The organism is Brevibacillus sp. GCM10020057, from assembly GCF_042683565.1.
Taxonomy (GTDB): domain Bacteria; phylum Bacillota; class Bacilli; order Brevibacillales; family Brevibacillaceae; genus Brevibacillus.
Genome location: NZ_JBHUJW010000005.1, coordinates 76,273 through 100,752, shown reverse-complemented (window position 1 = coordinate 100,752; position 24,480 = coordinate 76,273). Strand labels below are relative to the sequence as shown.

Annotated in this window: 20 protein-coding genes and 1 pseudogene; 17 read left to right on the top strand and 4 right to left on the bottom strand. The window is 58.1% G+C overall.

Going from position 1 to position 24,480, the window contains the following annotated elements:
- Positions 1-19 precede the first annotated feature (19 nt).
- From ACFSO0_RS01720 to ACFSO0_RS01710, 3 genes are read right to left on the bottom strand one after another with little or no spacing between them, the layout of a single operon-like run.
- A complete protein-coding gene (locus ACFSO0_RS01720) occupies positions 20-1,483 on the bottom strand; it encodes a sigma-54-dependent transcriptional regulator (RefSeq protein ID WP_376875399.1) in 1,464 nt (487 codons plus the stop codon).
- Positions 1,449-2,780, bottom strand: coding sequence for a sensor histidine kinase (locus ACFSO0_RS01715; protein WP_376875396.1), 1,332 nt, complete (start codon positions 2,778-2,780; stop codon positions 1,449-1,451). The genes ACFSO0_RS01720 and ACFSO0_RS01715 overlap by 35 nt, the downstream gene beginning before the upstream one ends.
- 10 nt (positions 2,781-2,790) lie before the next feature.
- Positions 2,791-3,939 carry an iron-containing alcohol dehydrogenase gene (locus tag ACFSO0_RS01710; RefSeq protein ID WP_376875393.1) on the bottom strand — a complete coding sequence of 383 codons (1,149 nt, stop codon included), beginning with the start codon at positions 3,937-3,939 and terminating at the stop codon, positions 2,791-2,793.
- A 273-nt stretch (positions 3,940-4,212) separates the two neighbouring features.
- Between ACFSO0_RS01710 and adhP the strand changes: the two genes are divergently transcribed.
- Entirely contained in the window at positions 4,213-5,226 is a 1,014-nt protein-coding gene (gene adhP / locus ACFSO0_RS01705) for an alcohol dehydrogenase AdhP (protein ID WP_376875390.1), read from the top strand.
- Positions 5,227-5,570: 344 nt separating this feature from the next.
- Here the strand turns inward: adhP and ACFSO0_RS01700 are convergent, their stop codons facing one another.
- Positions 5,571-6,311 (bottom strand): DUF3800 domain-containing protein, encoded by a 741-nt coding sequence (locus tag ACFSO0_RS01700; RefSeq protein ID WP_376875387.1) that lies wholly within the window; start codon positions 6,309-6,311, stop codon positions 5,571-5,573.
- A gap of 310 nt (positions 6,312-6,621) precedes the next feature.
- On the opposite strand from ACFSO0_RS01700, the gene ACFSO0_RS01695 reads away from it, so the two are divergent.
- The 16 genes and pseudogenes from ACFSO0_RS01695 (at position 6,622) to ACFSO0_RS01620 (ending at position 24,477) form a co-directional block, all read left to right on the top strand.
- Positions 6,622-8,388, top strand: coding sequence for a PAS domain S-box protein (locus tag ACFSO0_RS01695; protein ID WP_376875384.1), 1,767 nt, complete (start codon positions 6,622-6,624; stop codon positions 8,386-8,388).
- A gap of 489 nt (positions 8,389-8,877) precedes the next feature.
- On the top strand, positions 8,878-10,191 hold the full coding sequence (locus ACFSO0_RS01690) for an MFS transporter (RefSeq protein WP_376875381.1): 1,314 nt from the start codon (positions 8,878-8,880) through the stop codon (positions 10,189-10,191).
- Between the two features lie 21 nt (positions 10,192-10,212).
- Complete coding sequence (locus tag ACFSO0_RS01685) at positions 10,213-11,184, top strand: 2-hydroxyacid dehydrogenase (RefSeq protein WP_376875378.1); 972 nt, start codon at positions 10,213-10,215, stop codon at positions 11,182-11,184.
- Between the two features lie 62 nt (positions 11,185-11,246).
- The gene (locus tag ACFSO0_RS01680) at positions 11,247-12,272 is read left to right on the top strand and encodes a TRAP transporter substrate-binding protein (RefSeq protein WP_376875486.1); all 1,026 of its coding nucleotides are present in this window, start codon (positions 11,247-11,249) and stop codon (positions 12,270-12,272) included.
- 24 nt (positions 12,273-12,296) lie between these two features.
- Positions 12,297-12,854 carry a TRAP transporter small permease gene (locus tag ACFSO0_RS01675; protein WP_376875375.1) on the top strand — a complete coding sequence of 186 codons (558 nt, stop codon included), beginning with the start codon at positions 12,297-12,299 and terminating at the stop codon, positions 12,852-12,854.
- Entirely contained in the window at positions 12,855-14,132 is a 1,278-nt protein-coding gene (locus ACFSO0_RS01670; RefSeq protein ID WP_376875372.1) for a TRAP transporter large permease, read from the top strand. It abuts the gene before it with no gap.
- Positions 14,133-14,144: 12 nt separating this feature from the next.
- Positions 14,145-15,173, top strand: a complete 1,029-nt coding sequence (locus ACFSO0_RS01665) for a C-terminal binding protein (RefSeq protein ID WP_376875369.1) — start codon at positions 14,145-14,147, stop codon at positions 15,171-15,173.
- Positions 15,174-15,208: 35 nt separating this feature from the next.
- Positions 15,209-16,258, top strand: a complete 1,050-nt coding sequence (locus ACFSO0_RS01660; RefSeq protein WP_376875366.1) for a TRAP transporter substrate-binding protein — start codon at positions 15,209-15,211, stop codon at positions 16,256-16,258.
- Positions 16,259-16,273: 15 nt separating this feature from the next.
- On the top strand, positions 16,274-17,551 hold the full coding sequence (locus ACFSO0_RS01655) for a nickel pincer cofactor-dependent isomerase, group 22 (RefSeq protein ID WP_376875363.1): 1,278 nt from the start codon (positions 16,274-16,276) through the stop codon (positions 17,549-17,551).
- Positions 17,552-17,553: 2 nt separating this feature from the next.
- Positions 17,554-17,826 (top strand): annotated as a pseudogene (locus ACFSO0_RS01650) (enolase C-terminal domain-like protein); the annotation flags it as partial.
- Positions 17,827-17,862: 36 nt separating this feature from the next.
- Complete coding sequence (locus ACFSO0_RS01645; RefSeq protein ID WP_376875360.1) at positions 17,863-20,076, top strand: dihydroxy-acid dehydratase domain-containing protein; 2,214 nt, start codon at positions 17,863-17,865, stop codon at positions 20,074-20,076.
- Complete coding sequence (locus ACFSO0_RS01640) at positions 20,073-21,032, top strand: U32 family peptidase (RefSeq protein WP_376875357.1); 960 nt, start codon at positions 20,073-20,075, stop codon at positions 21,030-21,032. The genes ACFSO0_RS01645 and ACFSO0_RS01640 overlap by 4 nt, the downstream gene beginning before the upstream one ends.
- Positions 21,020-21,961: a sugar kinase gene (locus ACFSO0_RS01635; RefSeq protein ID WP_376875354.1), complete on the top strand. Its 942-nt coding sequence runs from the start codon at positions 21,020-21,022 to the stop codon at positions 21,959-21,961. Before ACFSO0_RS01640 ends, ACFSO0_RS01635 begins: the two co-directional genes overlap by 13 nt.
- A gap of 39 nt (positions 21,962-22,000) precedes the next feature.
- On the top strand, positions 22,001-22,675 hold the full coding sequence (locus ACFSO0_RS01630; protein WP_376875351.1) for a bifunctional 4-hydroxy-2-oxoglutarate aldolase/2-dehydro-3-deoxy-phosphogluconate aldolase: 675 nt from the start codon (positions 22,001-22,003) through the stop codon (positions 22,673-22,675).
- A 72-nt stretch (positions 22,676-22,747) separates the two neighbouring features.
- Entirely contained in the window at positions 22,748-23,518 is a 771-nt protein-coding gene (locus ACFSO0_RS01625) for an IclR family transcriptional regulator (RefSeq protein WP_376875348.1), read from the top strand.
- A gap of 83 nt (positions 23,519-23,601) precedes the next feature.
- Entirely contained in the window at positions 23,602-24,477 is an 876-nt protein-coding gene (locus ACFSO0_RS01620; RefSeq protein WP_376875345.1) for a fumarylacetoacetate hydrolase family protein, read from the top strand.
- The last annotated feature ends 3 nt before the right edge of the window (positions 24,478-24,480 follow it).

The following is a 24,480-nucleotide window of genomic DNA, read 5'->3' as shown; positions in this document are numbered from 1 at the left end:
GCGAGCCTCCTGACGAGGATCAGCTGGAGCTGGTGCCGGAACCCTTCTCGTTTAAAATGTACCGGATCGTGCGCTTCGTAATGTTCAGCTTTTTGCTAAGGAGCTGGCGGTTCCCCTTCGTTTCCGCCAGCCCTCTTTCGATGACGGTCCGGCCGACCTCGCCCTCCAGCTGTTTGATCCGGCGGAGGAGATAGTCGAAATCGATGCCGTCGATCGAGGAAAGATGACGGGTGATCGCCTCGACGAAGCGCTCGCATTCGCGGTCGATGAGGCGATGCAGTGCAGGCTGGCTGCCCACAAGGAGCACGCCCGCGCGCTGGGCTGCCCTATCCCGCAAGCTGGCAGGCAGATGCTCGGCCCGAATCCGCCCGCCATCGTGCAGGGCGAGCGTCTGGTTCAACACGTTGATCAGTTGCCGGACGTTTCCCGGCCAGTCGTAGTGTTGCAAAAGCTCCAGTGCGTCCGGGGCGATTTCGGTTGCGTCCGCGACCTTTTTCCGGATATACGCATGGGCGATCACGGGGATGTCCTGGATGCGCTCGCGCAGCGGCGGGATGGACAGCTTGATCCCTTCGAGCCGGTAGAGCAGGTCGCGGCGAAAGCGGTTCATCTCGACCTCGTGCTCCAGGTCGCGGTTGGTAGCGGAAAGAATGCGGATGTTGCTCTGTCCGACGCGCTCGGCGCCGATCCGCATGTATTCGCCCGTTTCCAGCGTGCGCAGCAGCTTCACCTGGATGGCGGGCGGCGCCTCACCGATCTCGTCGAGGAACAGCGTGCCGTTGTGAGCGAGCTCGAACAAGCCTTTGCGCGCCTTGACTGCGCCGGTAAACGCGCCTTTTTCGTAGCCGAACAGCTCGCTCTCCAGCAGCGACTCGGGAACAGCCCCGCAGTTCATGGCGACGAACGGCTGCGCAGCGCGCGAGCTTGCACCGTGCAGGAAGCGGGCCATCAGCTCTTTGCCCGTCCCGGTTTCTCCTTCGATCAGGATGTGGATCGCTTTTTTTGCCAGCTTCCGGGCGATGGCGAGCACCTTTGCCAGCGGGCTGTCCGGGGCATACAGGATGCCGTACCGGGCGGCCTCGCGGGCGAGCTCGTCCTCTTGCAGCGTGGACGAGTCCAGCACGGCATCGATGATCCGCTCCAGGCTGTCCAGATCGTCAAACGGCTTTTCCAGGTAGTCGCGGGCGCCCCACTGCATGGCGGTGACGGCCGTTTTAATCGTGCTGTAGCCAGTCATGATGAGGACTTCGCAAGAGGGATGGACGGCTTTGATCCGCTTCATCAGGTCCAGGCCGTTGGCATCCGGCAGCTTCAGATCGATCAAGGCGCCGTGGATCTCTGCCGACGGGGAGGCGAGCAGCCGCTCCACGTCCTTGCCTGTATTGGCCACGAGCACCTCGCAGTTTTTTTGCCGCAGAAAATAGGTAAAAAACGATGTAACCTCTGTCTCATCGTCCACGACCAGCATCCGTTTCTTCTCCATCCTGATCCTCCTCTCGCAGCAGCGGCAGCAGCAAGGTAAAACAGCTGTACTGCCCTTCTTCGCTCTCGGCGAGCAGCCGTCCGCCGTGCGCCTGTGCGATGCCCAGGCTGACAGACAGGCCAAGCCCCGTTCCTTTCGTCCGCTCCTTGGTCGAGTAGAACGGTTGAAAAATTTGCGGCAGCTGCTCGGCGGCTATGCCTTGGCCGTTGTCGTATACGGAAAGTCCGACGCAGGCTCTGCCGTCCGCGTCTTCCGCAAGAAAGGAGCGCAGCTCGATCCGCGGGTCTTCCCGGCCGATGAGTGCGTCTCGCGCATTGAGCAGCAGGTTGATGACGATCTGCTCGATCTGGTGGCGGCTCCCGCGAAAGCGCAGGGGAGGCTGCGCCAGCTCCTTGGTGACTGTCAGCCCGGATACGGAGAGCTGGTAGCCGATCAGGGAGAGCGCGTCCTCGACCACTTCGTTGATGGAAATGGCGGAAAACAAATACTCCTCCTGCCGGGAAAAGGTGAGCAGGTTCTGAATGATTTTTTTGCAGCGCACGCCGCATTGGTAAATGTCATTCATCAGGGGAGCGGCAGGGCTGCCCTGCATGTCCCGCAAAAGCAGCTGGGAGTTGCCGAGAATCGCCGTGAGCGGACTGTTCAGCTCGTGGGCGATCCCTGCTGCCATCTCGCCGATCGCCGCCATTTTCGCGGATTGGACGAGCTGCGCCTCGATCTTGATCTTTTCGTTCACATCCTGGAAGAGCAGCATGTTTTCCACGCTGATGGCGGCATGGCTGGCGATCAGGGAAAAAAGCTCCGCCTCCTCATCCGTCGCCGCTCGTCCGTCTGCCACGAGCAGGGTGAGGTAGCCGAAGGTCTGGTTGAGCTGGCTGCACAGGGGAACGGACAGCGCGCGATGGCCGGGATACGCGTCCAGGAAGGAGCGGTGGAGCGCATCCGTCTGCAGCGTCTGGACAAAGGCGTGCTGCCCGGACGGGACGGGCAGCGAAAACGTCCGGCACTGCCACTCATCCCCTTCCTGCCGCGCGAGATAGGCGCAGAGAGTGCTGCCCTGCAAAAGCGTGAGCGCGAACTGGGCAAACGGGAGGATCTGCGCAAGCTGGGCCGCGATGTAGATGCTGGTTTCCGGCCAGGAAGCGTTGATCTGGAGCTGCGTCAGCTGGTTGATGACGGCAAGCTGCCTGTTTTTCTTTTTCATCTCCTCGAACAGAGAGGTCAGCTCCGAGTAGTAGCTGTTGCGGGAGGACTGGATGCCGGTCAGCTTTTCGAGAATTTCCTGTTTGGATTGCATGGTCGACCTCCTACAAGGCTTGGCGGAACAGGGTGGCGACGTCGTGGACGCTCATGTCGCGGGGATTCGTGGTCATGCACACATCGCGAATGGCGTGTTCGCTGAGCAGCTCGATCTGCTCGGGAACAAGCCCGATGGCGGACAGCGATTCCGGACAATCGAGGTCGCGTGCCAACTCCTTCACCGCCTTCAGGGCGAGGCGGGAAGATTCCCTGGCGCTCAGGCCCGCCGTGTTTTCCCCCAGACACTCGGCGATCTGCCGGTACTTTTCCGGGGCGGCGATGTAGTTGTATTCGAGGACGTGCGGGAGCAGGATCGCGTTCACTTCGCCGTGGGGGGCGTCCAGATAGCCGCCCAGCTGGTGCGACATGGCGTGCACGGCGCCGAGGATGGCGTTGGAAAAGGCAATCCCCGCCTGCAGGCTGGCCATCGCCATCGCCTGCTTCGCTTCTGCGTTGTACTGGCTGGCGGCAGAAGGGCGCAGGTGCCGTGCGATCAGCCGCATCGCCTGCAGCGAATGCACCTCTGTCAAAGGAGTGGCTGCCAGGGAAATATACGATTCGATGGCATGGGTCAGGACGTCCATGCCCGTATTTGCGGTGAGCTGCTTGTCTTTGGTCATCAGCGTCTGCGGGTCAATGATGGCGATGTCGGGAATGAGCGACTTGGAGATGATCGCCATTTTCACCTTCCGCGCGCTGTCGACAATGATGGAAAATTGGGAAACCTCCGAGCCGGAGCCGGCGGTGGTCGGGACCATGACCATCGGGGGCAGCGGGCGGCGGATCTTGTCGACGCCTTCGTACTGCACGATGCTGCCGTCGTTCGTGCCGAGCAGCGCGATCGCTTTCGCCGCGTCAATCGCGCTGCCGCCTCCGACGCCAAGGATGGCATTGCATTCGCGCGCCCGATACTCCGCCACGCCTGCGTGAATCTCGTAGTCCTTGGGGTTGGCGGTAACGTCCGTCCACAAGTGATAGTCGAGCCGCTGCTGGTCGAGTATCGGCATGATCCGCTCCACCCAGCCCGCCGCTACGACGCCGGGGTCGCTGACGAAAAAGACGCGGGTTGCCCCCAGTCGACGCAGGCTCTCTCCGATCTGGGCAATGGACTGGTTGCCAAAAATGATTTCCGGTGTCATGAATTTGGAAATTTGCATGCCTTCGTCCCCCTCTTCCACTTCTAGTTAGTAATACCCCGACAGGGAACGAAAATCCTTTTTTAGCCAAAAGGTCGGCGCGAGGGACGATCTTTCGGCTGATTGGGCCGAAATTCCGGCTCGCCGCCAGGTGCAAAGGCGAGGAAAACGCGTGAATCACTCGCAATAATAAAGCGCTTTCAGGTTGGCACGGCGATTGCTAGTAACCAAATGGCATAAAGACAAAATCCATGCGGTCCAGGCCGCACAGTGGAACAAGAGGAGGAAAAAGGGATGAAAGCTGCGGTAGTCAATGAATTTCAGAAGAAGCTGGAAATCAAGGAGGTAGCCGTTCCGGAGGTAGGGCATGGAGAGGTGCTGGTCAAGATCAAGACGTGCGGCGTATGCCATACGGACCTGCATGCGGCTCACGGGGACTGGCCTGTCAAGCCGAAGCTGCCGCTGATCCCCGGCCATGAAGGGGTAGGGGTGGTCGAAAAGCTGGGTGAAGGCGTGACATCCTTGAAGTTGGGGGATCGGGTCGGGATTCCGTGGCTGTTCTCCGCTTGCGGCGAGTGTGAATACTGCCTGTCCGGCTGGGAGACGCTTTGCCAGAAGCAGTTGAACGGAGGCTACTCCGCTGACGGCGCTTACGCCGAATACTGCGTGGCTCCGGCTGCCTACGTGGCGCGCATCCCGGATGAGCTTGGTGATGTGGACGCGGCACCGATCCTGTGCGCCGGCGTGACGACGTACAAGGCGCTGAAGGTTGCAAACGTGAAGCCAGGCGAGTGGGTCGCGATTTACGGCATCGGCGGTCTGGGTCACATCGCGCTGCAGTACGCCAAGGCGATGGGCTACAATGTCGTGGCCGTGGACATCCACGAGGAAAAGCTGAAGCTGGCGAAGGAGCTGGGCGCTGACCTGACGGTAAACGGCAGCGTAGTCGATCCGGCGGCTGCGATTCAGGAGCAGGTCGGCGGCGTACACGGCGCGATCAGCGTGGCGGTGACGAAGAAAGCGTTCGAGCAAGCGTACAAATCAGTCAGACGGGGCGGCTCGCTCGTCGTCGTCGGTCTGCCGAACGCGGAGCTGCCCATCCCGATTTTCGATACGGTGCTCAATGGCGTGACCGTCAAAGGCTCAATCGTCGGCACGCGCAAAGACATGCAGGAAGCCCTCGATTTCGCCGCCCGCGGCAAAGTGCGCGCCATCATCGAGACGCAGCCGCTGGATAAGATCAACGAAGTGTTCGAGCGGATGGAAAAAGGGCAAATCAACGGCCGGGTCGTTTTGACGATGGAATAGGAACAAAAGAGGAGACTGTCGCGTTTTGAGAAGCTCCCGTACAGTAGACAGGTTCGATCATAAAACCTGTTTTGCTGTACGGGAGTTTTTCATGGCATAATAAAAAAGCGCCCGGATGAGCGCTTTTTTCACCAAAGAGAGAGCTTTCGCAGTCCCTTTGGCTTCCGATGTAGCGGAAGAGCTTTCGCAGTTCCCTACAAATATAAGTTTTTTCATACACGAATAGACGCATACGGAATACGATCAATTCTATAGCAGAAGAGCTTTCGCCATTCTGTTTACACAAACCAAGAAGAGCTTTCGCAGTTCTCAGGACTTCATTATACACTTCTGTATTGTGCCGGTCAAGGGATAATCTTGATGCCAAACAAGTCCTTTCTGCCGATAAATCCATCGTAAGCCATCTTCTGAATGATCGTAATCAGCCCGTGCGTTCGTTGATCCTTGCCTGACAAATGTCTGTTCAGGGAGTTTGGAATGAGATCGGCTAACTGGAGGCCTATATTGTTATCGGATTTCAAAAGGACATTGAATGTGCTGATCCTCGTCTGAAAAGTTCTCCGATCGAAAAAAAGGGTGCCGTTTGCTTTCAGGTTGTAAAAATGAAACTGTAGTTGATCGTCTTTTTGATGCGGGTGAGGGTTACTTGACTCGATAAAGATATTGCCGCTGCCGTCTACCTTTTCGAGAAAATGCAAGTAATTTTCCGTAATCACCTGCAAGGCAATCATATACTTGTCCCTGTTCGTCGGGTAAGTCGCCTTTAATTGATCTTCATGAATCGCTACGGCAAATAAATGGAAGTTGTGGCTGGAAAATAACGATTTGATGTCGTCCCAAAATTCCTGCATCTTCCTGTCATCCTGGAATACTTTGAACGGCGTTCCCGTTTTATGCCGATGAATGTCCATTTCATGCAGGACGACAGATGTATCTCCTTCAAAGTACTTCCTCTTTACATGCTCAACGGCAGGGATCACTTCCTTCTGGTAGTCATCCAGTTTCATGGCAACACCAGCTAAGCAAAAGTGGTGAAAATGCCCGCCGGAATCTATTTCATCTAAGAATAGCGTATATTTTTCCAAGATGGTTTTTCTCCTTTCTATTCCCCATCTTTATGTAAGCAGTTGCAAGGCGATTAAGGTCTGAACTATTTGTAAACGAAAAACTTCACATGAACAAGACTTGATCTTGCAAAATGGTCTCTGTGCTTCGGACTCGCTCCTGTTTTTCCGCACACGATGGGCATTTGTGCCATTGGCAGCTGTCCATCATGACAGCAGTTTTCCTGTCTCGAACGCAAAGAGGATTTTTCATCATTTTACAGAAGTCCATAATGATGGAACCGCAATAGAGAAGATAGAGAAAAAAGCGGAATACCTGGGGGGAGAGAAAATGGTACTGCCGGAAGATTGGAAACCGTACGAACAACAATTTCTGGATAACATCAGTGACGGATATATCGCTTTCGATCGCCATTGGAACGTGATTTCGGTGAATGCCAAAGGATGCCTCCTGTTTCACTGCCATCGTGACGAACTGATCGGCAAAAGCGCGTATGACCGTCACTGGAAGTTTTCCGACACTCTCTTTTACAAAAAAATGCACGAAGTGGCCGAGAGCGGCAAGGAAGTCGTATTCAACGAATATTCTCCGCGTCTCGGGAAGTGGCTCGAAGTCAAGGCGCTGCCGATGGAAGAAGGAGTCTATGCGCTCTTCCGCGAAGCTGCTCCCGGCATGCAGGCAGACGCAGTCGAAGCGCAATACTACCATTCGCTCTTTTTGCAGCATTCGGATGCCATGTACGCCCTGGATTTGAATGGCTGTTACATCAGCGTCAATCCGGCGATGGAGCGTCTGACCGGATACTCCCGGGCGGAGCTGTTAAACAGGCATTTTCGGATGCATGTCGAGCCGGAGGACTTGCCGCATGCGATGCGCTACTTTGAAAGCGCTGCCCGGGGAGCCGTGCAGCACTTCGAGGCGAGATGCCGCACACGGACGGGCCAGCAAGTCATGCTGCGGGTGATGATCGTGCCGATTCGGGTAAACGGCGCCATCGACGGGGTGTGCGGGATCGCGCAGGACATTACGGAGCAAAAGCGGACCGAGCAGCTTTTGCTCGAGAGCCAACAGAGGTACCAGTCCTTGATGACCTACAATTCGGACGGGGTCACGGCGTTTGACCTGGCTGGCACCTACAAGGAAGTGAATCCGGCTTTCGAGCGTCTGACGGGCTACAAAAAGGAAGAATTGCTGCAGCTGTCGTTTCGTGACCTGATCAGCGAAGACGATTACGAGCATTCCCGCGTGATCTGGAATACGCTCGTCAGGGAAGGCGTGCCCTTTACGGTTTCGCAAAAACTGGCACATAAAAGCGGCCATCTGATCGAAGTCACCACCCATAACATACCGATCATCGTCAACGGAGAGGTGACCGGCTACTTTACGATCTGGCGGGACACCTCCGGGCAAAAGCGGTCAGAAGAAATCCTGCGGCAGTCGGACAAGCTGGCGGTCGTAGGACAGCTGGCTGCGGCCGTCGCCCACGAAGTGCGCAACCCGCTGACCTCGCTCAAGGGCTTTACCCAGCTGCTCCAGCATCAGTTTCCGACGGCGGACCAGAGCTACTTTGACATCATGAAAGGCGAGCTGGAGCGGATCGAACTGATCTCGGGGGAGTTGCTTGTCCTCGCCAAGCCGAAGCCGGAGCATTTTGAACAAAGATGCGTCAACCAGCTCATCAGAGAGGTCGTTACACTGCTGGAATCGCAGGCGAACATGAGCATGGTCGAGATCGAGCTGTCCCTTGCGCCGCAGCTTCCGCTTCTGTATTGCGATGCGAACCAGCTGAAGCAGGTGTTCGTCAATCTCATCAAAAACGGCATCGAATCGATGCATGACGGCGGCAAGCTGCAGGTCGTGACGAAGCGCCAGCATCGGCACCTGTTCCTCTCCTTTATCGACGAAGGGTGCGGGATTCCCCAGGACAAGCTGGATAAAATCGGAGATCCGTTTTTCACGACCAAAGAAAAAGGCACGGGTCTCGGCATGATGATCACCCAGCAAATCATCCGGCATCACAAGGGCGAATTGCAGCTGGAAAGCGAATGGGGCAAGGGAACGACCGTCAATGTCCTGTTGCCGCTGGAAAATGAATGAGCGAGCCGCGCCGCAGAGCCACTCGCTCGTTTTTGCATGCCAAAGCAGGAGCCGGTCGGACACCAGGCCGGTTTTGACGGAAGCGGTCCGGACGCGGTGGGGATGTGGAGACAGTCGGTTTGCTGCCCATTACAGGCAATCTTTCAGGAGAAAACTGGAATTTTTTTCGTTGACATGATTTCAGACAACCGCTAGTATAATTGTTAACAGAAAAGAATGAATTGAATGATAATTCCATCTGCGCACCAGATGTGTTTGTGCGTATTTTCAATCACGTTTTTTCAGAACTGAGTTTTATAATGTAAAACAACTGGAGGTGACTATCTCCTTGCATTCGCCGCCGTTCCTCTCCTTTTTACCGTTTTGACAACGCTTTCGGATCAGACATCGGGATTGAGTTCTTTTTTCAAGTATCATTATAAAACGCGGTTTTATAATGTAAAACAAATAGAAACATCCCATTCTTATCTGCCCAAAGGAGGAAATCCTATGAGTACGCCGTCAGTACCTTCGCAAAAACAAAGTTTACCGCTGGAAACGAAGAAGAACTTTCGCTGGACTGTGGTCATTTGGCTTTTGATCGGGGGAATCATCAACTACCTGGACCGCGCCAACCTCTCCATCGCAGCGCCGGAAATGATGAAGGAGCTCGGGCTGACCAAGACGGACATCGGGCTGCTCGGCACCGTGTTTTCCTGGTCGTACGCCTTGATGCAATTGCCGTCCGGGTGGTTGATTGACCGCTTCGGAGCGAAGAAGGTGTACTCCATCGCGGTCATCTGGTGGAGCATCGCCACGTTCATGACAGGGGCGGTCAATAAGATGTCCTCGTTCATCGCCTCGCGGTTGCTGCTCGGTGTCGGAGAGGCGCCGTGTTTCCCGACGGCGGCCAAGATCACCGCAAGCTGGTTTCCGAAAAAAGAACGCGGACTTGCGACAGGCTTTTGGGATTCGTCTTCCAAGTGGGGGCCGGCGATCGCTCCGCCGATTCTCGTGCTGATCCTGGTCAGCTTCGGGTGGCGCTCCCTGTTTTACATCACCGGGCTTGTCGGCATCGTGTTTGCCCTCCTCTTCATCGCGTTTTACCGCAATCCGGAGAAAAGCCGCAAGCTTTCCGGCGAGGAGCGGGCGTACATCCAGGCGGACGGTTCGGGGACCGAGCAAGGGCTTGCGCAAACGAAGATCAGGTGGCGGACGCTGTTTACGTACCGAAGCGTCTGGGGCATGATTCTCGGGTTTTTCTGCACGATCTGGATCTGGAACATCTTCCTCATTTTCCTACCGCTCTATCTCGTTGAAGTGCATCACATCACACTGGCCCAGCTCGGCATTTACGCAAGCATCCCGTGGATCGGCGGCATCTGCGGCAACATCGGCGGCGGCTACATCACCAAGAAGCTCGTGGATAAAGGCATCACGACGCCGATCAATGCCAAGCGCTCCCTGATCAGCATTTGTGCGATCGGCGCTGCCATCGTCGTCATTCTCATTCCTCTTGTACAGGGAATTGTGATAACGCTTACACTTATGACGCTGGCGCTCGGCTTTATTTCAGCGATAACCGGAAGCGCGTGGGCTATGGCAGGAGACGTGGCTCCGCCTGCGCTGGTCGCTTCGGTCAGCTCAATCCAGAACTTCGGCGGCTACTTTGGCGGGGCGTTCTCGCCGGTCGTCGCCGGACTCATCGTCGATACGACCGGATCGTACCTGCCCGCCTTTGTCTCGGGAGGCATCATCGCCGGATGCGCGGCGCTCTGCTACTGGTTTATCGTCAAACACCCAATCGAAGAGCCACATGTGTAAAAACGACAGAGGAGGCAAGACATGAAGCCATATGTGTACATCTCCACCGCCATCCCGGCGGAAGTAGAGGCGTATATCGCCGAACATTGCGAGTATCGGAAATGGGAAGGAAAAGGCCCGATCTCCCGTTCCCAGCTGCTGGAACAACTGGAGGGAGCAGAAGGACTCTTGACCGTTGGCGGGCGGATCGACGGCGAACTGCTCGAGTGCGCACCGCGTCTGAAGGTGGTCAGCAACATCTCGGTCGGCTACAACAACATGGACTGGAAGGCGATGAAGGAGCGCGGCGTGCTGGGCACAAACACTCCGTACGTCCTCGACGAGACGGTGGCGGACCTCGCCTTTGCGCTCATTTTGTCCGCCGCCCGCCGGGTGCCCGAGCTGGACCGGTACGTGAAGGAAGGCAGGTGGGAGCGCGGCAGCGGCGAGCAGCTGTTCGGGGTGGATGTGCACCACAAGACGCTCGGCATCATCGGCATGGGCAGGATCGGGGAGGCCATCGCGAGGCGAGGCAAGTACGGCTTCGGGATGGAAGTGCTCTACTACAACCGGCGGCCAAAGCCGGAAGCGGAGGAGCGGCTGGGGGTATCCTATCGCCCGCTGGAAGAGCTTTTGCGCCAGTCGGATTTCGTCGTCCTGATGATTCCGCTGAGCGAAGAGACGACCCACTTCATGGGCCGCGAGCAGTTTGCCCTGATGAAGGAGTCCGCGATCTTCATCAACACGTCGCGCGGCAAGACAGTGGACGAGGAAGCGTTGATCGAAGCGCTGCGCGAAGGGCGCATTCGCGGGGCGGGGCTCGACGTGTTTGCCAAGGAACCCGTTTCCCCGGACAATCCGCTGCTCGGCATGGCGAACGTCGTGACCTTGCCGCACATCGGATCGGCGACGAAGCAGACGCGTTTTGACATGGCGATGAGGGCGGCGCAAAACCTGGTCGCAGCCGTCAGCGGACAGGAGCCGCCAGACCTGATTCCCGAACTGAAACGCTAAGCGATAGCAAACTGAACAGATTGGGGGCATGCAAGGTGATAAAGAAGAGTGTAGCTGGTCTGATGGGCTTTTTGCTCACCACGATCGTCGCTTTGGCGGGCTGTGTCGGAGAGGGCGGCAGCAGCACGGCCTCTGGCGGGGGCGGCAGTGCCCCGACCGCAGCCAAGCCGCACGTGCTGAAGGTCGCCAACTACTTTGCCACCGATCATCCGCAAAATATCGCGCTGCGGGAGAAATTCAAAAAGATCGTGGAAGAAAAGTCCGGCGGCTCCCTGCAGGTGCAAATCTACGACAACAGCCAGTTGGGAGCGGAAAAAGAGTTTTACGACGGCGTGCGCAACGGGACGATCGAGATGGGCATTCCCGGGCTGATCATGCAGTCGGACATTCCGAAGATGGCGGTAGGAGAGTGGCCGTTTCTGTTCAAAGACTTCGCGCACGCCAAAAAAGTGCTGGAAGGGCCGATCGGCAAAGAGATGACCGACGAGATGGAGCGAAAGCACGGCGTACACGCGCTGGCTTGGAGCGCCAACGGTTTCCGGATGTTTTCCAGCAACCGGCCGATCAAGAGCATCGACGACTTCAAAGGCTTGCGCATCCGAATGCCCAACATCCCGAATTACATCAAGCTGGGGCAGCTATTGGGGGCTAACGTCACGCCGATGCCAATCTCGGAAGTGTTCACGGCGCTGGAACAAAAGGTGGTCGACGGCCAGGACAACCCGATTGCCACGCTCAAGGCTTCTGCCTGGTATGAGGTCCAGTCGGATGTGCTGGAATCGAAGCACATGTTCAGCCCGAATCTGTACATCATCAACGGCAAGCTGTGGAGCCAACTGACAAGCGGGCAGCAAAAGATTCTCGAGGAAGCGGCAAAGACGGCGGCCGACTACGAGTGGGAGCTGCTGGAAAAGAGCTACGAAGACGACAAGAAGTTCCTCATGGAGAAAGGCATCCAGTTCACCACGCCAGACGAGTCGTTCCGAAAAGCGATGGAGGATGCTGTACAACCGCTTTATGACGAAATCTACCAGACGTATCCATGGGCAAAGGAAATGGTAGAGAAGATCAAAGCCGAAGCCAATTAACACACAAGGAGGTGAAGCGGCGCGATGGGAAAAGTATCCAAATCCCTCAGTTCGTTGCTGGATGTGGTCATGGCGGTCTCGCTGGCCATCATGGCGATTCTCGTGTTCGGCAACGTCGTTCTGCGCTACTTGTTCAATTCCGGGATTACGTGGTCGGAAGAAATGTCGCGCTTTCTGTTTATCTGGCTCATTTTCCTGGGAGCCATCGGGGCGCTGAAAGACAATGAGCATCTCGGGGTAGACATGTTCGTGAAAAGGCTGTCGCCGCTGATGAAGAAAGTCGTGTTTGTTATCACCAACGGACTCATCCTGTACGTGCTGTGGCTGGTTCTCGACGGCAGCTGGAAGATGACCTTGATCAATATCGACAGCAAGGCGCCGGCGACAGGCTTGCCGCTCGGCTACGTGTACGGCATCGGCATTGTGATGAGCATTTGCATGGCGATTGTGGTCGTCTCCAACCTGTACCGCGTGCTCTTTGGCAAGGAATCCGTGGACGAGTTCATCCGGATGAAGGAATCGGAGGATGAAATGCTGGCGTCAATCGAGCAGCAACAGGCCGCTCAGGGGGGGGGCAGGTAGATGACGCTTGGAATCTTTGTCGGCTCGCTTTTGGGCGTCATGGCGCTTGGCATGCCCATCGCATTCGCCCTGCTGTTCAGCGGTGTCGCCCTGATGGTGTACATGGACATCTTCGACAGCCAGATCATCGCGCAAAACCTGATCAGCGGGGCAGACAACTTTCCGCTGATGGCGATTCCCTTTTTTATCCTCGCCGGTGAATTGATGAATGCCGGGGGAATCTCCAAGCGCATTATCGCGTTTGCTCTGGCGATCGTCGGTCACATCCGCGGCGGTCTTGGCTACGTCGCCATTCTCGGCAGCATTCTGTTCGCTGGCCTGTCCGGTTCGGCTGTGGCGGATACCGCGGCGCTCGGGGCGATTTTGATCCCGATGATGGTGAAAGCGGGTTACGACCGGAACCGCTCTACTGGTCTGATCGCGGCGGGAGGAATTATTGCTCCGATCATCCCTCCCAGCATTCCCATGATCATCTTCGGCGTCACCAGCGGCCTGTCCATTACCAAGCTGTTCATGGCTGGTATTTTTCCCGGGTTGTTGATCGGGGTGGGCTTGATCGTCACGTGGGCGATCATCACGCGAAAAGGCAACTACGAAGCGTACCCGCGCAAATCGCTCAAGGAGATTTGGGAGGCGACGCGGGGAGCCGTCTGGGCGCTGCTTTTGCCCCTCATCATCATCGTCGGCTTGCGCGGCGGGGTGTTCACGCCGACCGAGGCAGCCGTGGTCGCTGCGTTTTACGCGCTGTTCATCGGACTTGCAGTCTATCGCGAGCTGAAGATCAAAGACCTGTACCACATCCTGGTCGTGTCGGCCAAAACGACGAGCATCGTCATGTTCCTCGCCGCGGCTGCGATGGTATCCGCCTGGCTGATTACGGTGGCGAACATCCCGGCGACTTTGACTGAGTTTTTGGGGCCGCTCGTGGAAAGTCCGCTGCTGCTTTTGATCGTGATCAATGCGATCGTCCTTTTGGTCGGCACCGCGATGGATTTGACCCCGACGATTTTGATCATGACGCCGGTTCTGATGCCGATCATCACCAAGGCCGGGATCGATCCGATCTACTTTGGCGTCCTGTTTATCTTGAACAACTGTATCGGCCTATTGACGCCGCCGGTCGGGACCGTGCTCAACGTGGCGTGCGGCGTCGGGAAAATCAGCATGGAGGACATCATGAAAGGGGTCTGGCCGTTCCTGCTCGTGGAGGTCATTATCCTGATCCTGTTGATCCTGTTCCCGTCGCTCGTGACCGTGCCGCTGAAATGGCTGACCTAAGGAGGAGCAAGCGTGTCGAGAAAATGGAAAGTCGTCGTCACGGATTGGGAGTACGCAGATTTGCGCTATGAGGAGCAGGTGCTGGCGAGCGAGCACATTACGCTGGTGCCGGCGCAGTGCCGTACGGAGGAGGACGTCATCGCCGCCTGTCGCGACGCCGATGCCCTGATCAACCAGTACGCGCCGATCACCCGCAAGGTCATCGAGCAACTGCAAAACTGCAAGGTGATCACTCGCTACGGAGTGGGGGTCAACACGATCGACCTGCAGGCTGCTACGGAAAAAGGCATCTGCGTGGCGAACGTACCGGACTACTGCATGGACGAAGTGGCGGATCACGCGCTTGCGCTCCTCCTCGCGTGGAAGCGCAAGATCGTCGTCGCGAATCAGGCGGTGAAAAACGGCGTCTGGGATTTCAAGGTGACGCAGCCGATCACGAGGCTGCGCGGCCAAACGCTCGGGTTGGTCGGCTTTGGAAAGATCCCGCAGGCGCTGGCGCAAAAGGTGAAGCCGCTCGGGCTGCACGTCGTCGCCTGCGATCCGTTCGTGCCGGAGGCGGTGGCAGCGGAGCTTGGGGTGAGGCTGGTCTCGCTGCACGAGCTGTGCGTCGTATCGGACATCGTATCGGTCCATGCGCCGCTGACTGAGGGCACCAAAGGCATGATCGGCGCGGAGCAGTTTGCCGCGATGAAGCAAGACGCAATTATCATCAACACCTCGCGCGGTCCGGTCATCGACGAGCGGGCGCTGATCGATGCGCTGCTGGCGGGACAAATCGCCGGAGCGGCTCTCGATGTCGCGGAGCAGGAGCCGATCGCGCCGGATAATCCGCTGCTGGCGATGGACAACGTCATCCTCACTCCGCACGCGGCCTGGTATTCGGAAGAAGCCGCTGCGGAAATGAGGTCAAAGGCTGCGATGGGCGTCATCGACGTGCTCGTGCACGGAGAATATCCGAAATATTTGGTCAATCAGGAAGTAAAAGGGCGCGTCGAGCTTGCGGAGAGCCTGCCGACGAATCGCTATGCGCCGCTCGTGTAGGTTTTGAAAACCAAAATAGAAAAGGGGATGATGGTATGAAAAAAGCAACGCGCAAGTGGATTATCGCATGTGTAGTTCCCGCATTGCTGCTCCTGGCAGGCTGCGGGGGAGGTGCCGCTACGTCTTCGCCGACTGCAGCGGCTGCCGGCATCAAAGAGCGGACGATCAAAGCGGGGATCGGCTTGAACGAGGATCACCCGGAAGGTCAGGGCTTGAAGAAATTTGCCGAGCTGGTCAGCGAAAAGAGCGGCGGCAAGCTGAAAGTTATTCCTTACTACGCGGCGCAGCTCGGAGACGACAAAAAAATGACGGAAGCGCTGCAGGCAGGGACGCAGGAGATCACGATCCCGTCCACTTCGCCGCTCGTCGGGGACATCAAAGAGTTCGCCATGTTTGACTTCCCGTTTGTATTTAATGAAGAAAAAGAAGCGCATGCCGTGCTGGATGGGCCGCTTGGGCAAAAACTGCTGGAGAAGCTGCCCGAGCATAATCTGATCGGGCTCGGCTACTGGGAAAACGGCTTCCGCAATCTGACCAACAGCAAGCATCCCGTCGCGAAGGCAGAAGACTTCCAGGGACTGAAAATTCGCACGATGCAAAACGAGGTGCACCTCCAAGCGTTCCAGGCACTCGGGGCCAATCCCTCTCCGATGGCGTTCTCCGAAGTATTCAGCGCGCTGGAGAGCCGCACCGTCGACGGTCAGGAAAACCCGCTCGCCACGATCAAGTCGAACAAGTACAACGAGGTGCAGCAGTACCTTAGCCTGACGAAGCACGTCTACACGCCGTTCGTCTTCCTCGTCGGCAAAAAGTTCTGGGATCAGCTTTCGGCCGAGGAACAGCAAATTTTGCGTGACGCCGCACAGGAAGCGGGCAAGTACGAGCGTGAGCTGAACTTTACGGAAAACCAGAGGGCGCTGGATGAGTTGAAAGCGGCAGGTATGCAGGTCAACGACGTATCGCCGGAAGAAAAGGCGCGCATGCAGGAAATCATCAAGCCCGTGATCGACAAGTTCGCAAAAGAAATCGGGGAAGATCTCGTCAAGGAAATGTACGACGAAGTTGCCAAGGTGCGCAACAACTAAAGGGGGCAACACACGATGCAGGTGATCGAACAACTGCTCCAGGGAATCGAGCTGCCGCGGATGGTCAAGGTGCGCCAGCATTTTCACGCACCCGAGCTGCCTGATGTGGCAGCAGCGATCCGCCAGGCGGTCGCCGAAGCGGATGTGCTCTCGCGCATTGCGCCGGGTGATCGGGTGGCGATTGCGGTCGGAAGCCGCGGCGTCGCCGAGATTCCCGTCATCACGCGGGAAGTGGTGCGCATGGTGAAAGCCTCCGGCGCCCAGCCCTTTATCGTCCCGGCGATGGGCAGCCACGGGGGAGCGACGGCAGAGGGGCAAAAGGAAGTGCTGGAAGCGCTCGGCGTCACCGAAGCGTTCGTCGAGGCGCCGATCCGTGCCACGATGGAGGTTGTAGAGATCGGCAGACTGCCAAACGGTTTGCCGATCTACATGGATCACAATGCCTGCCACGCCGACAAGGTGATCGTCATCAACCGGATCAAGCCCCATACCGCCTTTCGCGGACCGGTCGAGAGCGGGCTGATGAAAATGATCACGATCGGGCTCGGCAAGCAGCGCGGGGCAGAGGCGGCCCACGCCTACGGCTTCAAGTACATGGCGGAGCACGTCATGGAAATGGCGAAGGTGATGATCGCGCGCACGCCGATCATCTTCGGCGTCGGCACGATTGAAAATGCGTTTGACCGTCCGGCCAAGGCCGTCGCCATCCCTGCCGAGCGGCTGGCGGAGGAGGAGCCGAAGCTGCTGCTCGAGGCCAAGGCTCTGATGCCGAAGATTTTGTTTGATCCGCTCGACGTCCTGGTGGTTGACGAGATCGGCAAAGACATTTCCGGAGACGGCATGGACCCGAACATTACAGGACGCTTTGCCACTCCGTACGCTACGGGCGGGGTGACAGCCACGCGGACGGTCGTGCTGGGCCTTACGGAAAAGACACACGGCAACGCCAACGGGATCGGCCTCGCCGACATCACCACGCGCAAAGTGTTTGAAGAGACCGACTGGGTCAAAGGGTACGCGAATGCCTTGACCAGCACGGTCGTCGGCACCGTCAAGCTGCCGATGTTTCTCGACACCGGGGATCTGGCGGTGAAAGCCGCGATCAAGACGTGCAACGCGTTTGACTTGACCCGTGTGCGTCTCGTCCGCATTGAAAATACGCTGCATGTGCGCGACATCTGGATTTCGGGGAGCCTCTTGCCCGAAGCGTTGGAGAGGGAGGATGTCGAGGTGCTGTCCGAACCGATGGTGATGAGTTTTTCCACAGCACTGGAAAAGCAGGTGAGAGGATGAAAATCACGGCCTCCCTGCAGGTCGATGCCTGCACGCCGAACGCCATCATCCAGGAGCAGAGTCTGGGTATCCATTACAACCAAGGGAGCGACCTGCTCGACTACCTCGTCGATCCGTCCATCTTCGCCTATCGGGAAGGCTATGTCGCCCTCCCCACGCGCCCGGGACTGGGCATCGAGATCGACGAAGAAAAGGTCAGGCAGGCAGCGGCGGAAGGCCACAACTGGAGAAACCCTGTATGGCGCCACGAGGACGGCAGCGTGGCGGAATGGTAATGACCGATTTTGCATGACGAGGAGGAAGGCATATTCATGTCCAGACGATTTCCGCCGATCCACAATTCTATCAATCCGTACCGCGACAACGTCCAGGGCAAGGCGAACGAGCCGATCTGCGTAGCGGGCTTGCTCGACCGGGCGAAGCAAATGCTCGGCCCGACCTACGAAGGTGACGCGCCAGACTGGACGCTGGATGAAATCTACACGAGGCTGGAGGAAAATGCGCCGCGCATCGCCATCATCGGCGGCTCGCCAGACCATCCGGCGCACATCATGGACTTTCAGACCTCCAGCCGGGCTGCCATCCGCATCTGGCAAAACGGCGGCGTCCCGTTCTACTTTTCCACTCCGGTCATGTGCGACGGCACGGCGCAGAGCAATCAGGGCATGAGCTACTCCCTGCAGAGCCGCAATGCCGTCGCACAGATGGTCGCGAGCCAGCTGGAGTCGCACAGCTACCACGGCGCCTTCGTCATCCAGGGGTGCGACAAGCAGCCGCTCGGCGTCGTCAGCGCGCTGGCCCATCTCGACCGCATCCGCCAGTACAGGGGCGAGGCTCCGTTCTTTGCCACCTTTGCCCCGGCGCACGTGCTCAAGGGCGGGACGATTCCGCCGCAGCTGATGGCCGAGCTGGAGCAGGTGGCGAGGTCGGCGGAAGAACAGGGCGCGCCGGATATCGCCGACGACTTGCGCGATGCGATGGCGTACATTTTGCAATGCTCCTCCAATACAGCCTTTCAAGGCGTGCTGGAGCGTGCAGTGGACCGTGGGATCATCACCAAGGCGGCGCACAAGGAGTACGAACAACGGCTCGCCGTTGCCACCTGTGACGGGAAGGGCGGGGTGTGCGCGTTCAACGGAACGGGCAACAGCTCCCGCCATCTCGTCGCAGGACTCGGTCTGGTTCATCCTGCCGTCGAGCTGCTGACGTCACCTCCCACTCAAGAGCAGGTGAACCAGGCTGTCGACAGCATGGCAGCGATGATCAACGAGCCCGCCTTTGGCGCAGCCAATGTGATGGCAGCGAACATCCGCAATGCGATCCGCATCCACAGCGCGTCCGGCGGCTCGACCAACCTGATGATGCACATGGTCGCGGCTATGCTGTACGGCGGCTACCGCTTCAGTCTGTGGGAGCTGGATCGGATTCATCACGCGCATCCTGTTCCCGACCTGTTCGACTACAGCCTGACGCAGGGCCGCGACATTTTCGCCCTCGCGACCCAATGCTGCAGCGGCAGCAGCCGGGGGATGGAGACGTTGTTCTACGAGCTGCTCAAAAACGGGGTACCGATGGATGTGGATGCGCCGACCGTCACCGGGACGACCTGGAGGGAGCGGCTGGCGAACCAGGAGCGGCTGCCGGCTTCGCTGGTCAAAGACAATCCGGTCATCCTGTCGTCGCCCCGCCGTCCCTTTAGCGGAGTGGATGTGCTGACAGGCAACTTCTTCGAGAGCGCCGTCGTGAAAATCAGCGGGATGACGTCGAGCCAGCTGGACGAGTTCGACAAGAAAGCCGCGTTTGTCCTCTACTACGAAAACGAGGACGACGCCAACCGCAGCCTGCTGGACTCGCAGCTTCTGGAAAAGGTGAAGGAGAGCAGAAGCTTCGCCCATGACAGCCTGCTCGCGGTCCTGCGGCAAAACGCGCCCGAGCACTACGAGGACTGGCATACCCTCGACTACGACGCGCTGTTCGATCGCATGGTGGAGCAAGGGGCGTTGAAAATATCCGTCGTCATCTCCGGGCAAGGCCCCGTTGCCTTCGGGATGCCGGAGATGTTCACGCCGATGCAGCACATCAACGCCAACCGCAAGCTGAAGCGGCTGGTTACGCTGATCAGCGACGGCCGTTACTCTGGTGTGACGTACGGTGCAGCCATCGGCCACATGACGCCGGAAGCGGCCGAGGGCGGCGGCATCCTCTACCTGCAGACAGGCGATTCTCTCTACCTCGACCTGCGCGAGCGGCAGATTCAGTTTCTGGACCAAGCAAAATTCCGCAGCGGACAGATCGTCTTTTCGTTTGAATCCGTCCGGGCCGAGCGCGAGCAGCTGGCAGAACAGCGGCTTTCCACCATCCGCGCCAGACAGCGGCGGGTGGCAGCGAGTAACCGCATGGCCGGGCACACGGATGCGGCGAACGGTGTCGTGCCGCTCATCGTCTGGGAGGAAGCGGTGCTTGATTACCAGACAGATGTCATCTATTTGGAAAAGACTGCACAGAGTAGGGGGAATCAGCTGTGAAGGAAACGCGAGAGACGATACAAAAATTGGGCTTTCCGGCGAGCGACTGCCACGATCTGCCGACCTCGGCGAAGCGGTTTCCGGACGGTGCGCACTACCGCGTCGAGATTCCCAGCGTGGAAGGCCCGGCTTCCTTCGAGGCCGTAGTGGAGGCGTGCGAGAAGTACGGCGTGACGATCCACCGCATTTCCCAAGGGAGCGGGATCATGCTGCTGACAGATGAGGAGCTGCAGCAGATGGCATCCATCGGGCAGCGCGAGCAGTTGGAAGTGAGTCTGTTCGTCGGTCCGCGCGGGACGTGGGACATTACCCCGATGTCCTGGGCGAGTGCAGGCAAGATTACAGGACTGCGCTCGCAAGGGATGGATCAGCTCGTCTACGCCATCGAGGATGTGAAGCGGGCTTGCCGCCATGGTATTCGCAGCATTCTCGTGGCGGACGAAGGACTGCTGTGGCTGGTCAACGAGTTCAAGAAAACCGGGGAGCTGCCCGCTGATCTGGTCGTGAAGGTGTCCGTGCAGATGGCGCAGGCGAATCCCGTATCCATCCGCCTGATCGAGAGCATCGGGGCGGGTACGTACAATGTCCCGACAGACCTCACGTTGGCGCGGTTGGCTGCGATCCGCCAGGCCGTCGATCTTCCCATCGACATCTATGTGGAAGCGCCGGACGACATCGGCGGATTCATCCGCCATTACGAGATTCCGGAAATCATCCGGGTAGCGGCTCCCGTTTACATCAAATTCGGGCTGCGCAATTCACCGAACATCTACCCGTCCGGTACGCATCTGGAGCAGACGGCGATTAATCTGTGCCGCGAGCGCGTTCGCCGCGCCCGCATTGGACTGGATATGATCCAGCACTACGCCCCTGATCTAGTGGCTTCGCAAAAAGGCGCGACCGGTCTGGCAGTCCCGGCGGCACCGGTAAAAGAGGAGCGCGTATGGACGTCGTAACCTTTGGAGAGACGATGGTGCTGTTCTATCCGGCAACGGTCGGCCCGCTCCGGTTCGCGGGCCAGTTTGCCAAGACGATCGGCGGTGCCGAATCGAACCTAGCGATCGCTCTCGCCCGCCTCGGGCATCAGGTGAGCTGGGTCAGCAGGCTCGGAGATGACGAATTCGGGCTGTTTGTCCGCAATTTCATCCGTGGCGAAGGAGTGGACACCTCCCATGTCGTCTTCGATCCGGAGCACCCGACGGCGGTGTTTTTCAAGGAACGGCAGCATGGCAAGGAGCCAAAAGTGTACTACTATCGCAAAGGCTCCGCCGCAAGCCGCATGCAGCCGGAAGACATCAGCGAGCAGCTGATCGCGCAGGCGAAGTTTTTGCACATCACCGGCATCACCCCGGCCTTGAGCGCCAGCTGCAGAGAGACGCTCTACCAGGCGATCGACAAGGCGAGACGGCACCAGGTCTCCGTCGTGTTCGACCCCAATGTCCGGCTGAAGCTGTGGAAAAAAGCAGAGGCGAGATCGGTGCTGATGGATATTGCCAGCCGATGCGACATCGTTCTCCCGGGACGGGAGGAAGGCGTCCTGCTCACGGGGGAAGAGAGGGAGAAGCGGATTTGTGACCGGCTGCTGGAAAGTGGAGCCAAATCCGTCGTCCTCAAGCTGGGAGAGCGGGGAGCCTTCTATGCCACGGCGGCGGGAGAAGCGGAGCACGTACCGGGCTTTCCCGTAACGGAGATCGTCGACCCGATCGGCGCAGGGGACGGGTTTGCCGCCGGCTTTCTGTCAGGACTTTTGCGGGGCTGGACGTATCGCGAGGCGGTGCGCCTGGGCAACCGCATCGGGGCCTATGCCTTGACGGTGGCGGGAGATGTCGAGGGCTATCCGTTCTGGTCGCAGATCAGCAGCGATTCCGAGGAAGTCCATCGTTGACCCGCGCGGACGAACGAGCGGGTCAAAGGAGGTAGGAAGATGCTTTCCAAATCAGAGCAGTTGGAGAAATTGGTAGAGGGCGGCGTGATCGCAGTGGTTCGGCGCATCCCTGCCGAAAAGATCGAGCGCGTGGCGGAAAGCCTCGTGCGCGGCGGGATCACGGCGCTGGAAATCACGGTCGATTCGGAAGATGCGTTTGGCTCGATTGAACGGCTCAGCCGCAAGCTGGATGGCCGCGCCATCGTCGGGGCGGGCACGGTGACCGATGCCGAGTCAGCCGTCATGGCCATCCGCAGCGGTGCCGAGTTCCTGTTCAGCCCGAGTCTGCATCAGGATGTGATCCGGATCGCTTCCCATCACGGTAAAATCAGCGTCCCCGGCGTTCTGACGCCGACGGAGATGATCACCGCCATCGAGTGGGGCGCCGATCTGGTGAAGCTGTTCCCCGCTGCCAGCTTCAGCCCCGCTTATCTGAAGGCGGTAAAAGCACCGTTTCCGCACATCCCGATCATCCCTACCGGAGGCATTGACGAGCGGAATGTGCAGGCGTTCATCGCCGCGGGGGCTGCCGCAGTAGGGGTGGGCGGCAAGCTGGTGGATGGGGGAGCGATTGCTGCTGGGGATTTTGCAGCCTTGGAAAATGCGGCGAGAGCCTATGTAGAGCTGGTCAAAAAAGCACGGCTGGAGCGCGTGGAGAGCGGGAGTAAAAGATAATTCAAAGGTCGTGATTCTATGGTAAGATAACACCAAAACATTCAGTAATTACGACGTAAAAGGATGGATACAATGCCAATCATTCAAGCTGTGGAGCGCGCGCTGAAAATTCTCGATCTTTTTGACGAGCACGACATGGAATTGAAGATCACGGATATCAGCGAGCGGATGCAGTTGCATAAGAGTACGGTTCATTCCCTGTTGAAGACGCTGCAGGTGCACGGGTACATCGACCAGAATCCGGAAAACGGCAAATATCGGCTGGGAATGAAGCTATTTGAACGAGGAAACTTTGTCATCCATGGTTTGGATATACGCAAGGTAGCCAAACGGTATCTGGTGGATCTGTCCATGAAGACCGGACAGACGACGCATCTCGTCATCCTCGATGACAAAGAGGGCGTCTACATCGACAAGGTGGAAGGGCCACAGGCTACGATACTGTACTCCCGAATCGGCCGCAGAATTCCCGTCCATTCCAGCGGAGTCGGCAAGGTGTTGATCGCCTGGAAAAGTGAAAAGGAGCTGCAAAGCATTTTGAAAGGCTACCATTTTGTTCAGCAGACCCCCCAGACGATTACGAACGAGCACGATCTGCGTCTGGAACTGCAAAAGGTCCGCGAGCAAGGCTACGCCGTCGACAATCAGGAGAACGAACCCGGGGTGCGCTGCATTGCTGTGCCGATCCGCAACCATCAGGGGCAGGTCATCGCAGCCGTCAGCATCTCCACCTTGGTGTCCCGCGTCGACGATCGGGAACTGGAGCAATTTCTGCAATTGCTAAAAGCAGCCGCCGTTGAAATGTCCGAGCAGATGGGCTACGGAATCAGCACGAGAGGGTAATGAGTCGGCCGTGCTCCTGTGCCTTATCTGCGATCATCATATAGAACGAGGTTCTACAATATAAAACATTTGGAGGAGTACCTATGCGAATCATTCGCTTTTTGCAAAATGGCACAACACCTGTCCTGGCCGCTGTCACGGACGATTCTCTCGTATATCCTTTGCCGCAGGCCGATTTTCTGGAGCTGGTCCGGGAAGCGGAAGAGCGCGGGCAGACGACGGCCGATTACGCAGCGAGCCTTCTTTCGCAGAAGCAGCCGCTCCCTGAAAAAGTGGAACAGCTGCAGCTGCTGGTGCCGCTGGAGGCGGCGGAGGTATGGGCGTGCGGCGTGACCTACGAGCGCAGCCGGGATGCGCGCAACTACGAGGCGACCGGGGGCAAGCTGGACACGACGACCTTTTACGACAAGGTGTACGAGGCGGAGCGTCCGGAAATTTTTTTCAAATCGACGGCTGCGCGTACAGTCGGCCCTGATCGCGAGCTGTATTTGCGCAGCGACTCCAACTGGCAGATTCCGGAACCGGAGCTGGGGCTGGTGCTCTCCCGCAGCGGCAAGATCGTCGGCTATACGGTCGGCAACGATATGAGCTGCCGCGACATCGAAGGTGAAAATCCGCTCTACCTGCCGCAGGCAAAAATGTGGCGCGGCTCTTGCTCGATCGGCCCGGCGATTCGCCTCGCGGAAACCGTGGAAGACCCGTACGCCTTTGAGATCAAATGCCGCATCTTCCGCGACGGCGAGAAAGTGGTAGAGGGCTCGGCCAGCACGGGACAGCTGAAGCGCAAATTTGACGAGCTGGTGTCTTATTTGCTGCGAGACAACACCATCTTTGACGGCACCGTGCTCTTGACCGGGACCTGCATCGTTCCGCCGGATGATTTCACGCTCGCAGACGGCGATCGCATCGAGATCGAGATCGGCGGGATCGGGGTACTGTCCAATCCGGTGAAAAGATAGAAG

Bases quoted from the DNA above. Each gene is read 5' to 3' on its own strand.
- ACFSO0_RS01710 (WP_376875393.1), bottom strand. From the start codon at position 3,939: ATGCAAATTTCCAAATTCATGACACCGGAAATCATTTTTGGCAACCAG.
- ACFSO0_RS01645 (WP_376875360.1), top strand. From the start codon at position 17,863: ATGTCCAGACGATTTCCGCCGATCCACAATTCTATCAATCCGTACCGC.
- ACFSO0_RS01715 (WP_376875396.1), bottom strand. From the start codon at position 2,780: ATGCAATCCAAACAGGAAATTCTCGAAAAGCTGACCGGCATCCAGTCC.
- ACFSO0_RS01680 (WP_376875486.1), top strand. From the start codon at position 11,247: ATGGGCTTTTTGCTCACCACGATCGTCGCTTTGGCGGGCTGTGTCGGA.
- ACFSO0_RS01635 (WP_376875354.1), top strand. From the start codon at position 21,020: ATGGACGTCGTAACCTTTGGAGAGACGATGGTGCTGTTCTATCCGGCA.
- ACFSO0_RS01660 (WP_376875366.1), top strand. From the start codon at position 15,209: ATGAAAAAAGCAACGCGCAAGTGGATTATCGCATGTGTAGTTCCCGCA.
- ACFSO0_RS01690 (WP_376875381.1), top strand. From the start codon at position 8,878: ATGAGTACGCCGTCAGTACCTTCGCAAAAACAAAGTTTACCGCTGGAA.
- ACFSO0_RS01625 (WP_376875348.1), top strand. From the start codon at position 22,748: ATGCCAATCATTCAAGCTGTGGAGCGCGCGCTGAAAATTCTCGATCTT.
- ACFSO0_RS01695 (WP_376875384.1), top strand. From the start codon at position 6,622: ATGGTACTGCCGGAAGATTGGAAACCGTACGAACAACAATTTCTGGAT.
- ACFSO0_RS01655 (WP_376875363.1), top strand. From the start codon at position 16,274: ATGCAGGTGATCGAACAACTGCTCCAGGGAATCGAGCTGCCGCGGATG.
- ACFSO0_RS01630 (WP_376875351.1), top strand. From the start codon at position 22,001: ATGCTTTCCAAATCAGAGCAGTTGGAGAAATTGGTAGAGGGCGGCGTG.
- adhP (WP_376875390.1), top strand. From the start codon at position 4,213: ATGAAAGCTGCGGTAGTCAATGAATTTCAGAAGAAGCTGGAAATCAAG.
- ACFSO0_RS01685 (WP_376875378.1), top strand. From the start codon at position 10,213: ATGAAGCCATATGTGTACATCTCCACCGCCATCCCGGCGGAAGTAGAG.
- ACFSO0_RS01720 (WP_376875399.1), bottom strand. From the start codon at position 1,483: ATGGAGAAGAAACGGATGCTGGTCGTGGACGATGAGACAGAGGTTACA.
- ACFSO0_RS01675 (WP_376875375.1), top strand. From the start codon at position 12,297: ATGGGAAAAGTATCCAAATCCCTCAGTTCGTTGCTGGATGTGGTCATG.
- ACFSO0_RS01670 (WP_376875372.1), top strand. From the start codon at position 12,855: ATGACGCTTGGAATCTTTGTCGGCTCGCTTTTGGGCGTCATGGCGCTT.
- ACFSO0_RS01620 (WP_376875345.1), top strand. From the start codon at position 23,602: ATGCGAATCATTCGCTTTTTGCAAAATGGCACAACACCTGTCCTGGCC.